Source organism: Spiroplasma endosymbiont of Nebria brevicollis (genome assembly GCF_964030895.1).
In the GTDB taxonomy this organism is placed as follows: Bacteria; Bacillota_I; Bacilli_A; order Mycoplasmatales; family VBWQ01; genus Spiroplasma_E.
Genome location: NZ_OZ034986.1, coordinates 752903 through 767589 on the forward strand (window position 1 = coordinate 752903; position 14687 = coordinate 767589).

The window sequence follows — 14687 nt, forward strand, 5'->3', positions numbered from 1 at the left end:
CTCCCTTCTTGAATATATAAATTAATAAACTAAATATTAATATTTAGTCCGAATTCTAATTTAAATATTTCCTTTACACATTAAACCACAATCATTTTACTATATTTTTAGTACTAAGTTATTAAATATCCTTTTTATTTAATTTTATAATACTTTTTATTTAAGTTGATATGATACTATAATAGTTTTCGCGTCCAATAATAATATGATCTAATAAAGTAATATTTAACATTTTAAAATTACTTTTTATTTCTTCGGTAATATGTAAATCTGAAAGAGAAGGTTCACTGTCTCCACTTGGATGGTTATGAATACAAATTACTTTGTTAGATTTATGAACAAGTGCCAAATGAAGCATATCTTTAACGTCAATTTTTAGTGTGTCATTAGTGCCTTTATATAAAAGATTTTGATGAATTAATTTATTTTGATTATTTAACAATAATAAATAAAAATGCTCTTGTGTTAAATTTTGAAAATAAGCATGCACTAGATTAAAAACATCTTCTGGCCAAATAATTTTACTATACTTTTTCTGATTTTGAATGATTTTGATACGCTTGGCAAGTTCCAAACAACTTAAAATTTCTAACAATTTACTAGTGCCAATACCCTTAATTGTTAATAATGATTTAAATGTCACTTTACTTAAATTTTCAATGCCACCAAAATTATTAATAATTTCTTGCGCTAATAATAAAACATTTTTTTCTCTGGTTCCTGTTCGTAAAATAATAGCTAATAATTCATTATCTGTCAAAGATTCAAAGCCATATTTAATGGCTTTTTATTTTTATCAATTGTTCTAAAACTCATAAAATGGTGGGATTAAATGACCAAATTGCTTAGTAAATTTATCAAAATCATCCTTAAATGCTTTCATTTCTTTACTATCATCTTTAGTATTATCTCATTTACTTTCAATGCCACCTGGTAATTTAATACTACCACTAACACTATTTCATAAACTTTTAACGACAGGAACAGCAAACATTGCTAGTAATCCTCCAAAAAGTAATTGTAAGAACCCACCATTTTCATTTTGACATTCTTCATCTGTCATTGGTATTAAATTTGTTAATTCCATTTTTATCAACCTCCTGCTAATAATTAAATATTGTCGTAAATATTTCCTTTTTTAATTTTTAAACTTTTCAAATTAAGAATATAAAAATAATCACGTCTAAATAAAACGTAATAAAAAATAAGTTTAAAAATTAAAAATATGAATAGACTACAATTTGGGAATTAATGTCTATATTATTATGACTGGTTGTTGATGTTTATATTTAATTACTTCTAGTTGACCATTAAATGCTTGATATAAAAAATCATGAATAAAATCAACAAATTTTTGTTCCATATAATGACCAACTAAAAGTACATTAATTCCATAATCTTGGGCTTCAATGATATGATGTCATTTCATTTCCCCCGTAATAAATAATTGAATACTATTAGGCAAGATAGTAATGGCATCACCGCCAGCCCCAGCAGATAATGCAACATTGTTAATAATTTGCTGTTGATTACCAATTAATTGCAAATATTCAATATTAAAATAAGTCTTAACATTTTTAATAATCGTAGAAACTGATAGTGCTTGATTTAAATTACCAACAATTGCTAATTTATCTTGACCTAGAAAATTAATATTTTCTAAATTTAAACTCTGTGCCATTAAGACATTCATACCTTTTTCATCCCTATCAAAATTAGTATGAAGGGTATAAACATTAATATCATTATTTTTAATTTTTTGATATAATTTCTTTTTTCATGGCGAAATACTAGGATGATTAATATCACTAGCAAAAACAAGTGGATGATGACAAATTATTAACTCAATGCCATCAGTAAGTGCCTGTTCTAAAACAGCATTAGTAATATCTAAACATACTAAAATTTTATTAATATTAATTTTTGCTTTAATTTGTCATCCTATAAAATCTCACAAACAAGCATTGGCAAGTGGAAATTTATCTTCAATGACAGTAATGATTGTTTTTATGGGCAACATATTAGCAATTAACCTTTGTAGAATTCTTTAATATGTTTAGATTTTGATGGATGTTTTAATTTTCTAATAGCTTTAGCTTCAATTTGTCTAATTCTTTCTCTAGTAACTGCAAATTCTTTTCCTACTTCTTCTAGGGTTTTGGGTGAATCATATTTATTAATGTGTCTATGTACTACTTTATCACGTAATAATTCTGTTTTGTCTAAACTGGTATCATAATGTAATTGTAAACTGTTAACAACCATTTTTAGTTCATTGATTTCAGTGTCATCTTCACATAGTTCTAATAGTCTTCTTAGTTTTGTTGGTAAAATTCCAAAGCGCATTCTAATAACTTTTTCTTCACGCTTAGTTAAAACTTCGGCAAAAACACGGTCTAATTGTTCACGTAATCAATGTCTTTCGGCATATTCATCAGGTGATAACATATTTTTGTCTTTAATAAAGTCGCCAAAATGCGTGTCATCTTCTTCACCAATGGGTTTTTCTAGTGAAACTGGTTCAATAGCTAGTTTTTTAATTTCTCGTACACGATCTGCTGTCATGTTTTGACCCATCTTTAGGGCAATCTCTTCATGTGTTGGATCACGACCTAATTCTTGTGTTAAGTTTCTTTCAATTCTTGTTAGTTTATTAATTCGTTCTACCATGTGAACCGGAACACGAACCATTTTTCCTTGATCTGCTAAACTTCTAGTAATTGATTGTCTAATTCATCAAGTAGCATAAGTTGAGAACTTGTAACCACGACGATAATCAAATTTGTCAACGGCTTTAATTAAACCAATATTTCCTTCTTCTATTAAGTCGGCAAAATCTAAACCACGATTTAAATGTTTACGTGCTACAGATACTACTAATTTTAAGTTTGATTTAATTAATTGTTCACGACCATATATACGTTCTTCATCATCTTTTGATTCTAACATTTTGGCATATTTAATTTCTTCTTCTTGACTTAAAATTTGACTAGTTCCTAAAATATTAAAATATGATTTAATGCCATCTTTTCTTCGTGTGTCATTAGAAATACCCATTGTATTTTTAAAACTTAAATCGCTAGCTAGAATATCTATATCTAAATCAACAGAAACTTGGTATTCGTCAAGTTCTAAAAAACTAATATCATCTTCGTCTTCTTCATCTATTAAAATATCGGTAAAAATAGCACCTTCTTTTTCTAAACGATCAAAGATTTCTTCAATTGTATCATCATCCAATTTTAAATGACTAAAGGCTTTAATAACTTCTTCTTGTTTGATATCTTTATTGTTTTCCAATTTAACAATTAGATTACGTTCTACTTCTTCTAATGTTAGTAATTTTTTTAGTTTAACAGTTGGGTTTTCTTTAGCCATGATTACACCTTATCCTTATTGTAGTTTACTTATTGTTTAATTTTTGTTTTTAAAAGTGATATTTGTTTTAAAAGTTGAATTTGAGTAGTAAGATTTGTTTCATTTTTTAATTTATCATTAATACCTCTTATCTCATATTCAATTAATTCATTACTAATGATTTTTAAATAATCAATAATAATTCGTGGTTTTAAATCAAATGTTTTATCTTTGTATTGATTGATAATGGTTTGTAAAGTATTTAATAGTAAATTTGTTTGGAGTTGATTGATAATAGTTGTGAAGTCAATATATTTGATAGTTTCATTTTGATAAATTTGACTAATTAAAAAATATAAGGTCATATAATCTTGATGTGGAAAAATAAACTTTTCTTTTTCTAAGATTACATAAACATCACGTGACATTAATACTAGAAATATAAGTTGTTTTTGGGCTTCAATAATTTTATTTTTAGTTACTAATATAGTTTGTGGTTTTTGATAATTACTAATAACTGGTTTCGAAATTACTGTTTCTTTAGATGATGGTTTTTCTAGTGGCAAAATTTGTGTTAAATCATTAATTGTTAAATTGGTAATAGTTACTAAATGATTTAAATAAAACTTTTTAGTAACAATATCAGTCATTGTTTCTCATATTGGCAGCAATCATTTAAGAAAAGCATTAAGTTGATAACTATCTTTTTTAATGTCATTTTGGGTTAAACCTAAATTAATAGCAAATTCAAAGGGATGGATAGTACTAGCAATGATACTTTTAAATTGGTCAGGATATTTATTTATCAATTCATCAGGATCATATTTAGTATTATTATTAATAATTTGAACTTTAAAATTTTGTGATAAAAGGATAGTGGCAATTTTTAAGCAAGCTAGTTTTCCTGGAATATCACCATCTAAAAAAATAATAATAGTATTAGTGACTTTTTTTAAAAGCATAATATGTTCTTGTGTTAAATTAGTTCCCATCAAGGCCACACTAGTTTTAATATTATTTGTGCTTAGGGCAATGGTGTCCATAAAGCCTTCTGTTAAATAAATGGCATCATCTTTTTTTAAACGTAATTTGACTTGCTCAAAATTATAAAGGATATTACCCTTTTTAAAAATTTGTGATTGGGGGCTATTAATATACTTAGCACTTTTATCATCTTCAAGGTAACTACGAGCTGAAAATCCAACACAATTACCGTTATTATCTTTGATAGCAAAAATAATACGATTGAAAAAACTATCAATAACTTGGTCATTATTGTTAATTTTTGCTAAACCCAAGTTAATTATGTCACTGTCTTTATAACCTTGGGCACGCAAGTAATCTAGTAATTCATTTTTACTTGGTGCATAACCTAAATTAAAACTTTTAATTGTATCAGAATTAATATTACGAAATTCTAAATAGTTCATGGCTTTTTTTCCTGCATCAGTTAACAATTGATAACTAAAAAATTGCATGGCTGTGTTATTGATGGTTATTAATGGATTAATTTTTGGTTCGATAGTACTATCAATAAGATTAATATCATATTCTCTTAAATTAATATTAGCACTTTCTGCTGCTTCTTTTAAGGCATTAATAAAACTAATGTTTTTAAATTTTTGTAAGAATATAAAAACATTACCTTGTTCACCACAAGCAAAACATTTATAAATTTGTTTGGATTCTGAAATTGATAATGATGGCTCTGAGTCTTCGTGAAATGGACAGATAGTTCAAAAATTATTGCCTTTTTGAATCAAATTTAAATATTTACCGATTACTTTAACAATACTAATTTTTGCTTTAATTTCACTAACTTTTTTATTAAACTCTAAATCCATATTTCACACAACTTTAACAAATAATATCTAATTTGTTATATAAATATTTTTTAAGACCACTTAAAGGCACTATTTCTTGTTGAGTAGTATTACGGTCACGAACAGTTACAGTACCTTGTTCTTCAGTTGCATAGTCAACTGTCACACAATACATAGTACCAATACCATCTTGATAACGGTAAGACTTTCCAACATTAGCAGCAGTTTCATATATCACTTTTAATTGAGTATGCTTTAAATCCTTAAAGATTTTAGTAGCAAGTGCACCAAATTTATTTTTATTAGAAGGCATAATTGCAACTTGAAATGGAACAATGCTTTTATCTAATTTTAACACTATTCTTTCCCGACCGTCAGTTAGAACTTCTTTAGTGTAAGCTTCACAGATTAAAGCTAATAAAAGACGCTCTACACCCATTGATGGTTCAATTACTGATGGAATTACCATTTTTTTAGTACTAACGCTAGGGTCTTGAACTTCCATTTTGACACCAGAACTTTCGCTATGTTTTGTTAAATCATAGTTACCACGGTTGCAAATCCCACATAATTCACTCATGCCAAAGGGAAAGTTGTATTCAATATCGGTAGTTGCCAGGGCATAATGAGCTAATTGATTGGTTTCATGTTGTTTAAAACTAAGATTTTTAGAATTTGATAATCCAACACTTGCTAGAAATACTTTACATTGATTAACTCAATAATCAAATCATGTGTTATCCTTTTGTTTTTGTGTAATAAAGAAAAATTCTAATTCCATTTGTTCAAATTCTCTAGTACGGAAAATAAAATTGCCTGGAGTAATTTCATTGCGAAAACTTTTGCCAATTTGGCCAATTCCAAAGGGAATCTTTTGATTAACACTTTTTCTCACATTATTAAAATTAATAAAAATACCTTGTGCCGTTTCAGGACGTAAGTAAATTTTATTATGTTCATCTTTGATTACACCTTGATGAGTTTCAAACATTAATTGGAACTGACGAATTGATGTTCAGTTTTCTTGACCACATTTTAAGCATTTAATATGATTAGCAACAATAAACTTTTCTAACTCTTCATTGCTTCAACCATCAAAGATAATGTCAGGGCGCTGAACATTAATTAGATTATCAGCACGAAAACGTGCTTTACAATATTTGCAATCAATTAATGGATCGCTAAAATTACTAAGGTGACCAGAAGCAGCTCAGACTTTAGAATTCATTAAAATAGAACTGTCTAATCCTACATTGTATTGGTTTTTTTCAACAAAAAAATCTCATCATTGCTGTTTAATATTATTTTTAAGTTTGACCCCAAGTGGTCCATAATCTCAGGTGTTAGCAAGTCCAGAATAAATTTCTGAGCCTTGAAAAATAAAACCTTTTTCTTTTAAATGGATAATTATTTCTTTAAATAAACTATCATTACTAGCCATATTTTTCTCCCTTTATTATCTTATATATTTATTCATAAAATAATGATACATGTTACTACCATTTTATGTACTATAAATGGCAATAACATGTTAATTTTTCTATATTAAAAAATTAATTAATAATTGTATTTTAATCATATTGACTTATTTTTATTTTGTCAACTGTTTATAAGTTTTTTTTATAGGGAGTAGGAATTACACTATATGTTTGACAGTGGTATTCTAAAATATTGATAATATAATTAAGTTCTTTTTGAGTAATTTTTCAATTATTAATATTGTCTAACTCCATAAGTGTATTAAATAATGGTAAGTTATTAGTTATTACTAGAACCACAATTAATACAGTTTTTAAAATTAAATTGAATACCTTGTAATGATAAAGTATGAAACAAAAGGAAACCATACATTTTTTCTATGTGCTATATGTATAATTTCTTTTTGATAACAATTTTATTAAAATAATAAATCAGTTTTAAAACATCACGATTTTTATGTAATTGTTTAAAACTTGATAGTTGCTCATAGGGAATCCAAATCTCATCTTTGCTATTACTACTGACAATAAACATTCATACATCTAAGATGTGATAGTTATGAAAATATTGTTGGAGTTTGGATAATGATACAACTTTAATACCACTATTGTCTGTTAAAATTGTAATGTTACGATTTGGAAAATAAGCATCAATTTTTAAAATTACTCCTATGGTAATATTAAACATTTTTAACTATAACCTAAATCTTTTAGTTTTCGTGGATTATTACGTCAATCTGGCATTACTTTTACAAAAGTTTTTAAAATAATGTGTGAGTCAAAAATATTTTCTAATTCCATTCTTGATAACATACCAATTTCTTTAATCATAGAACCTCCTTTACCAATAATAATTCCTTTTTGCGAATCACGTTCTACAACAATTACGGCATTAATTTCAGTAATATTAGTTTTGGCTTCATAATTAATATTTTCAATCAAAACAGCAACACTATAAGGGATTTCTTCTTCAGTTAAATTTAAAATTTTTTCACGAATAATTTCTTTTATTAAGGTACTATCAGAAACATCATCAACATTTTCTACTAAGTAATTTTTATTACCAACTGGTAAATATTGATGGATTTTTTTTAAAAGAATATCAAGGTTAACATCTTTAGTTGAAGAAATGGGAATAATTTCTTGAAATGGTAGTAAATCTTTTCATTCATTAATTTTGTTCATTAACTGTTCTTTATTGACAAGATCAACTTTTGTTAATAAAAGAAAGATGGTAGTATCAACGCGTTCTGATAATAATTTAATAATATGTTGGTCACTGCCACCAATGTATTCGTCACACGGTGCTAGTAAACAAATAATATTAGTTTCTTTCGTGGCACGATTAGCTGTTCGATTCATCATACGACCTAATTGATTATGTTGTTTATGAATTCCTGGTGTATCAAAGAAAATGATTTGCATATCTTCACTATTGTAAATACCTTTGATTTGGTTTCTTGTTGTTTGTGGTTTATTGGAAACAATAGCTTTTTTTTCTTTTAAAATAGTATTTAGTAAAGTTGATTTACCAACATTACTTCTTCCTACAAAACTAACGAATCCTGACTTAAAATATTCACTCATAAATTAATTTCCTTTCAATGCATTGGGTTTAAAGGCCATAGGTAATAGGTCTTCAACAGCAACGCTAATAATAGATTTAATGTCATTATTATCATTTTTACTACTAATATAAATAATTGCTTCACTAGGCATGGTTTCAATCATAAATTGACGACAAACACCACAAGGTGAACCAATTATTTTACTATCAGTTATTAAAAATAAATAACTAATATCATCTTTTTGATATCCTTGCGCAAAGACTTGGGCTAAAGCATTTCTTTCAGCACAAATACCAGCAGAGTAAGCAGCATTCTCGACATTAACACCAGTAATTTGGTTACCATTTTTTAATGTGACAATGGCAGAAACTCTAAATAAAGAATATGGTGCATAAGCATGGGTTTGTAATAACTTAGCTTTTTTTAATAGTGCTTGTAAATCTGCTGTTTGTTTCATATAAACAACTCCTTAGTTTCTAGTAATATTAAGTTGATTTAAAACTTCATCTTGTAAACCAAACATAATGGTTTCTTCTTCAACAGTTTGATGATCATATCCTAAGGTATGAAGTAGCCCATGAAGGAATAAGAAACATAACTCTCTTGTTAAACTATGAACATAGGTTTGGGCTTGATTAACAGTCTTGGCATAGCATATATATACATCCCCTAAATCTCTAATTTCATCATCTCCTGTGGGGAAATCGTCATCTTCGCTACCAAATGATAGGACATCAGGTACATAATCTTTTTGACGATAGTCAATATTCAATTGTTGACTTGTGGCCTCATCACTAAAAATAACAGCAATCATTCATGGTTTTCTGGCATTTAATTTGCTAGCAAGCGTTTGCAAAATTTTTTGTGAAAGAACACCAAAGGTTTTAATCTCATAACTATGCTCATTGTAAACATTTACCATATTTAAATTTTTAGTAACCATTTTTGATTCCTAATTTCTTTTTATTTAAATTATATCAATATTTAAATTTATGTTGTAAAATTATTTCAAATAAATACTAATAAACTTTCATTTTGGGTCATTATTAGGACTGGTTGGTTAGAATATGTATTATCATTCATGTTTTTAGAAACCAAAAATTGTTCATTATTAATTCATTGTGGAAAGTTAATTGTAAGGTAATTATTGTTAGAAACTAAAAAAATAGTAATTTTATTAGTGTGCATTTGTGTAAAATGTGTTTTTTTAAAATTAACAACATAAACAAATTGTCCTTGTTGTTCATATTTACTATCATTAATAAAAATTATTTGGCCACTAGTGGCTATAACTTGTGGTTTTGTAATAATACTTAACATTAAAAGTAAACTCATAAATAAACCAGTAATCATAACGGTCATGGTAATGACTTGATAATGGATATTTCATTTCATATTATTTTTTCCCTTCTTCAATAAGTTCTTGTAAATTAATAATATTAGTAAATAATGGTTTTAATGTTAAATCATGACCAGCATAAATAATAATAGTATGTGGTAAGGTTGTTACTAGTAATGTTATTAAAGCAACTTTCATTTCACTATTAACATTGCTTAAGATTTCGTCTAATAATAACACTTGACAATTACTGAAAAATAAACTACAAAAGACAATGATTTGTTTTTGACCTTGACTGAGATTAGAGCCATAATCATGACACATATAAAATGATGTTAGACCTATAACTTGTAAAATATTATCAATACCTAGTTGTTGTCACAAATATAATTTTTCGTTAGTAGAGAAAAATGATAAAATATTTTCTAAATCACTACCATGATAAATATAAGGATTAGGAGATAAATAAATACATCTTTTTTGTCATGTGTGACGATTAATAGTTTGTAAATCAATATTATCATTAATATTAATACTTCCACTTTTTGGAATATATTTATGTGCAATTAGCATTAGTAATGAAGTTTTACCAATTCCTGACGTTCCTACTATCATATTAGTATTTTGCAATGTTAAATTCAGGTTAGTAAACAAAGTTTTGTTATCCAATTTAAAATGACAATTTGTAATATTGATTTTGGTAATAGGTGGTAAAATTGTTAATTTATTGTTACTGTCTATTTTTGATTCAAATTAAAAAAGGTGTTAATTCGTTGTCAAGAGTTAGTAAAATCTGGTCAAAATATGAAAATGCTACCAAGATTAGTAAAGAAATTAACTAAATAAACATTAATAGAAGTAATGAAAATTAGTTGTGATAAATTAATTTTGTTATCAAAAATTAAGATAACAGCTAAATAAATAGTAATGAAATTAATAATATTTTTAATAATGCTAATGATTGTATTATTAAAAATTTTTAAACTATTTAGTTTTCAATCATTTTGTAAATGTTCATTAAATTTGGTTTGTAACATAGATTCCATGTAAGGGTGCAATTGACGAAAATAAGCATCTTCAAATTCATTTTTAGTTAAAATAATTTGCTGTTGTAATGTTAATTTGGTTGTTAATGCTTGTTTAACCATTGGTTTTTTTTCATAACATAACCATAATATCAATTAATAATGTAATAATGCCATTACTTAAATTTACAAGAAAAAGCATAAAATTAATTTTTAATAAAACAATAGTTACTAATAAAAATGTCATGGCATTAACAATGATTTCTAAGGTATTATGACAAAACATAATACTAATATTATCAATATCTTGATACATTTGGCACAATTGACTACTACTATAATTTGTCATTTGTAATGGCGTATTTTTAAAACACTGCTGATGAAGATTATTAGTTAAGTGGATTGTAAAAATCTTTGTAAACTTCTGATAAATTTTATTTAAAATATATTCCATAATAATTTTAAACATATTAACAGCAAAGAATACTAGTAATAATGTCACTGCTAATGCAAGACTATTATTAGCAATAATTTGATTAATAAAGTTTTTATAAAAAACTTGTGCCATAAAAAAGGTATTTACTAGTAAACAGTTACTAATAATCACAGTAAGTGCAAAAACTAAGTATCTAGGTAATAATAATGATTGTTTAATTGTTATTGAATTGTTAATAATAGGTTTCTCGATATTTGTTTTCTTGCTAGTAATAACAATATTGCTAAACGTTGTTTCATAATCACTAATCCTAGTTCATAGAAGTTCAAAATCAGCAGGATTGGCAATTAGTAATTGATTTTTATGTTTTTTTTAAATCATTAATTAAAATTTTACGTTTAAAAAAATAACGATAAAGCATTGCTAAACATGCTAATCCACAATCATTATTTGTTTCTTGTTGAATAAAAGGATACTTCATAAAAAATCACCGCCAATGATTAATTGACGATGATTACCAAAATTTCCTTTTTTATTATTTACGAATTTTCTTTTTTTTAGCGGCATTTGCGCGTTTTTCACGAGTTTTATCACGTGAAGAAAGATAATGGTCGTGTCTTTTTTGTGCTCTTTTTGTTTCTTGCGCTTTTTTACTGAAGTTTTTTAACGCTTTTTGAAAGTCTTGCTCACCAACTGTTCGCTCTTCGTTTTCATTGTTATCTGCTTGTGGTGATTGTTTCACTGATTGCATTCATGTCAGCTCCTATATTTTCGTTTTACTTAATAAGTATATTAGTAAATCATAAAATTAGCAATAACTTTCAGAGAATAATGAGTTTTTATTTTCAAAAATAAAAAAATAAAGCACACCATTAGTATCATTTACCTAATATTATCATAATTATTAGTCAAACATTAGCGTTTGAAATTTTTATATTTACTAATTATTTTTTGATATTTCAAAGATATTTTATCATATTTTTTTAAATACTATCTGTTATGCCATAAATGATAGTGGGGGCTAAAATTGTTTCTTTAAAACTAATTTTTGTGGTCCGTGTCTAAAGTATTATTTTTAGCCGGTGGTAAGTAATCACTTAAATATCCTAACAAAGTAAATGTTGAATTTTCATCGTTAACATACCAGATGTCACTAGTTTTACCTAATTGTTCAAACATAGTTTGACAGAAAATACGGAATGAATCTAAGATTTTACGATTGGTTCAACCACCATATGCTTCTGCTCAAAGTGGTGTATCTCAATGAAATAAGATGGGTATAATTTGTACGTTATTGGCTTTTAAACTAGCAAAAACATTTTTGTAAAAGATAATACCTTCCATATTAATGGAAGAATCATTAATAAGCATAACTCGTGTTCAATCTAAATTGTAAACTAAACCATTTAAACCCATTTGTCCCATAATTTTACTATCAGTTTCATATTTATGATAAAAGTCATTCTTGACATTCATTCCTTCAAAAAAGCGATTTTTTTTAATTTTAAACCAATGGTCTCAGATGGTTGGGGTTTTGCCATCAATGGCAAAAGCACCTTCAGTTTGCGGACCAGAAAAGGCGCTACCTCATAAGAATTTGTCAGGGAAACTATATTTTTTCATTGTTATTACCGCCGATAAACTTAAAAGGACGATTAGATACTAAGTAAGGAATAAAGTTTAAATCTTCTGGTGCTAATTTTCCTACAACATTACGAATCCCGTCGTTTTTAATTTTATTAGTAATAATATGGAGTTCACCACAATAGTTTTGTGCATTATTATTAAGGATTACCACATCACCAATTTCTAATCATTCATTAGTTTTGTGCTTGGGGATTGATAAGTCTTTATACGTAATGCGAGACATAGAACTACGAATTAAATCTTGGGCTAAATCAGGACGAACACTATGAATATTGTTATCAAAAATAATAGTTTTTTCATTAGCAGTAACATCTTTACTTAATTGAATATTTAAAGATAAGGTTTCATAATCAATATTGTTGATTTGGATTAAATCATCTTTAGTTAAAAACTGATTAGCAACAATAACCATATCTAAACATAAAGCAACGTAGTGGCGAATTTGTGTTGTTAATGGCCAATCACGGTGCATTTCTAATGCTGGTAAATTGTCATTATAAACTCATGGTCCTACCTTGTCTTTTCCTAATAGAGTAACAAATGAAGCAAACGGAATTTTATTCATGATACTTTCTGCTTGATTTAAAGAAAAAAAATCAATATCAGCACCTGTATAACGTTGGGGATAGAAGTTATAACAACTAATTAAGTTTTTAGCATGAGCGTTATATTGTAATAATAAGCGTTCTACTTCATCAATGGCATGGGAACCGTTAATAATAATTTTAAAGTTTAATTTATTTTGGCTTAATTTGGCTTGTTCTTGAATGGTAATCCCTTCATCACAGCGAATTCCGGTAACACCTTGATTTTTAAATCATTTAATAAATTCATCACGTTTAGCAATATTAAGTTTAAAATCATTAATAAATTCTTGATTAATATCAACATAAACATCTATATTATATTTTTTAGCGGTTGTTGTTAAAACTATTAATTTTTCTAAATGTTCTTTTTCGGTTGGTTTAAAGTTAATTAAAGTTGTGAAAATGGTTTGTATTTTATTTTCACCCAACAATTGGGTGTAACTAGTAAGTTTTTCTAAGGTTGTTAAATGTAAATAAATTGATGCACCAATTTTTGTCATATTTTTGTTTCTCCTTATGGTTTCTCAAGATTTTTTTCTCTCCCTTTTATGTACAATTGAAATTTTACCACATAAATATCGAGAAAAACCAAATGTTATTCATGTCAGAAATTCCTAAATTAAAAATTAAAAAAGATTGAACAATCAATTTTAAGTGTATATAATCTTTATCACCTGTATTGTTAGAATAGGAAAAAATATAAATGGAAAATATAGAAGTAAGAACAAGAAAAATTATTGAAGATAATTACCGAACCCTTTTTATTAATTTTGCAAGAATAAGGTATAAGTCAGTTAACAATACTATAACTAAATCAGATTATGAACAGTACGAAGAATTAATTAAAAATATAAAATTTATTTCAATTCTAAAAGAAGAATGAAAATCAAAAAATTTTAAAAAGAAAGAATTATTAGACCTAAATAACAATATTCCTAGTCTTAGAAACCCTTTTTTACTTTTTTCTGGGAGTTGGATTGTAATTTTAGTCATTACGTTTATAATAATATCTTCTACTATTCCGATAGTATGACTAGGATTAATACTATTAATACCAGTCATACCCTTTATTAAACCTTTTAAACCAATAATTTCTCATATTAAAAATTTATTTAGAAAAATTAAAAATAAGAAAATAAAATATCAAAATGAAGCAAAAGAAAGAAAAATGAAAAAAATATTAAATCAATACGATATAAAACAAGAAGATTATACTATTTGAAAAACTAATTATTTTTCTAACATTGAAAACAAAATCAACACAAACATACAAAGTTCTGATAAGCAAGATAAAAGTATTAAACAAAGCACTATAGATGAAATAAATGCAAGTGAATCACAAAATAACACCAAATGCAAAAAGAAATTCAATGCCATGCGTTAATTAAGTTTACTATCAGATTTCTCTCACATGTATACTTTGATGA

19 protein-coding genes are annotated in these 14687 nt (G+C 26.4%); 1 reads left to right on the forward strand and 18 read right to left on the reverse strand.

The features are described 5' to 3' along the window. Positions 1-160: 160 nt before the first annotated feature. From radC to AAHM98_RS04515, 18 genes are all read right to left on the reverse strand, one after another. A complete protein-coding gene (radC, locus tag AAHM98_RS04430; RefSeq protein ID WP_342277252.1) occupies positions 161-781 on the reverse strand; it encodes a RadC family protein in 621 nt (206 codons plus the stop codon). A 24-nt stretch (positions 782-805) separates the two neighbouring features. Next, positions 806-1087: a hypothetical protein gene (locus AAHM98_RS04435; RefSeq protein WP_342275690.1), complete on the reverse strand. Its 282-nt coding sequence runs from the start codon at positions 1085-1087 to the stop codon at positions 806-808. A 168-nt stretch (positions 1088-1255) separates the two neighbouring features. Continuing rightward, positions 1256-2020 carry a Nif3-like dinuclear metal center hexameric protein gene (locus AAHM98_RS04440; RefSeq protein ID WP_342275691.1) on the reverse strand — a complete coding sequence of 255 codons (765 nt, stop codon included), beginning with the start codon at positions 2018-2020 and terminating at the stop codon, positions 1256-1258. Between the two features lie 8 nt (positions 2021-2028). Beyond that, positions 2029-3378, reverse strand: coding sequence for a sigma-70 family RNA polymerase sigma factor (locus tag AAHM98_RS04445; RefSeq protein ID WP_342275692.1), 1350 nt, complete (start codon positions 3376-3378; stop codon positions 2029-2031). 29 nt (positions 3379-3407) lie between these two features. Next, a complete protein-coding gene (dnaG, locus tag AAHM98_RS04450) occupies positions 3408-5201 on the reverse strand; it encodes a DNA primase (RefSeq protein WP_342275693.1) in 1794 nt (597 codons plus the stop codon). A gap of 13 nt (positions 5202-5214) precedes the next feature. Then, on the reverse strand, positions 5215-6621 hold the full coding sequence (locus tag AAHM98_RS04455; protein ID WP_342275694.1) for a glycine--tRNA ligase: 1407 nt from the start codon (positions 6619-6621) through the stop codon (positions 5215-5217). Between the two features lie 422 nt (positions 6622-7043). After that, the gene (locus tag AAHM98_RS04460) at positions 7044-7346 is read right to left on the reverse strand and encodes a hypothetical protein (protein WP_342275695.1); all 303 of its coding nucleotides are present in this window, start codon (positions 7344-7346) and stop codon (positions 7044-7046) included. Positions 7347-7348: 2 nt separating this feature from the next. Then, positions 7349-8245, reverse strand: coding sequence for a GTPase Era (era, locus tag AAHM98_RS04465; RefSeq protein ID WP_342275696.1), 897 nt, complete (start codon positions 8243-8245; stop codon positions 7349-7351). Positions 8246-8248: 3 nt separating this feature from the next. Further along, positions 8249-8683, reverse strand: a complete 435-nt coding sequence (cdd, locus tag AAHM98_RS04470; RefSeq protein WP_342275697.1) for a cytidine deaminase — start codon at positions 8681-8683, stop codon at positions 8249-8251. Between the two features lie 12 nt (positions 8684-8695). Then, the gene (gene ybeY, locus AAHM98_RS04475; RefSeq protein ID WP_342275698.1) at positions 8696-9169 is read right to left on the reverse strand and encodes an rRNA maturation RNase YbeY; all 474 of its coding nucleotides are present in this window, start codon (positions 9167-9169) and stop codon (positions 8696-8698) included. Positions 9170-9216: 47 nt separating this feature from the next. Continuing rightward, positions 9217-9621 (reverse strand): hypothetical protein, encoded by a 405-nt coding sequence (locus AAHM98_RS04480; protein WP_342275699.1) that lies wholly within the window; start codon positions 9619-9621, stop codon positions 9217-9219. 1 nt (position 9622) lies between these two features. Continuing rightward, positions 9623-10234, reverse strand: a complete 612-nt coding sequence (locus AAHM98_RS04485) for an ATP-binding cassette domain-containing protein (protein ID WP_425289582.1) — start codon at positions 10232-10234, stop codon at positions 9623-9625. Positions 10235-10302: 68 nt separating this feature from the next. Next, the gene (locus AAHM98_RS04490; protein WP_342275701.1) at positions 10303-10713 is read right to left on the reverse strand and encodes a hypothetical protein; all 411 of its coding nucleotides are present in this window, start codon (positions 10711-10713) and stop codon (positions 10303-10305) included. Further along, complete coding sequence (locus AAHM98_RS04495) at positions 10706-11158, reverse strand: hypothetical protein (RefSeq protein WP_342275702.1); 453 nt, start codon at positions 11156-11158, stop codon at positions 10706-10708. The genes AAHM98_RS04490 and AAHM98_RS04495 overlap by 8 nt, the downstream gene beginning before the upstream one ends. Before the next feature lie 229 nt (positions 11159-11387). Next, positions 11388-11507, reverse strand: coding sequence for a cysteine peptidase family C39 domain-containing protein (locus AAHM98_RS04500; protein ID WP_342275703.1), 120 nt, complete (start codon positions 11505-11507; stop codon positions 11388-11390). Positions 11508-11561: 54 nt separating this feature from the next. After that, positions 11562-11777, reverse strand: coding sequence for a hypothetical protein (locus tag AAHM98_RS04505; protein ID WP_342275704.1), 216 nt, complete (start codon positions 11775-11777; stop codon positions 11562-11564). Between the two features lie 290 nt (positions 11778-12067). Then, positions 12068-12649: a family 1 glycosylhydrolase gene (locus AAHM98_RS04510; RefSeq protein WP_342275705.1), complete on the reverse strand. Its 582-nt coding sequence runs from the start codon at positions 12647-12649 to the stop codon at positions 12068-12070. Beyond that, positions 12636-13760 carry a MupG family TIM beta-alpha barrel fold protein gene (locus AAHM98_RS04515; RefSeq protein ID WP_342275706.1) on the reverse strand — a complete coding sequence of 375 codons (1125 nt, stop codon included), beginning with the start codon at positions 13758-13760 and terminating at the stop codon, positions 12636-12638. Before AAHM98_RS04515 ends, AAHM98_RS04510 begins: the two co-directional genes overlap by 14 nt. A gap of 203 nt (positions 13761-13963) precedes the next feature. Between AAHM98_RS04515 and AAHM98_RS04520 the strand changes: the two genes are divergently transcribed. Then, positions 13964-14644, forward strand: a complete 681-nt coding sequence (locus tag AAHM98_RS04520) for a hypothetical protein (RefSeq protein WP_342275707.1) — start codon at positions 13964-13966, stop codon at positions 14642-14644. Positions 14645-14687: the final 43 nt, after the last annotated feature.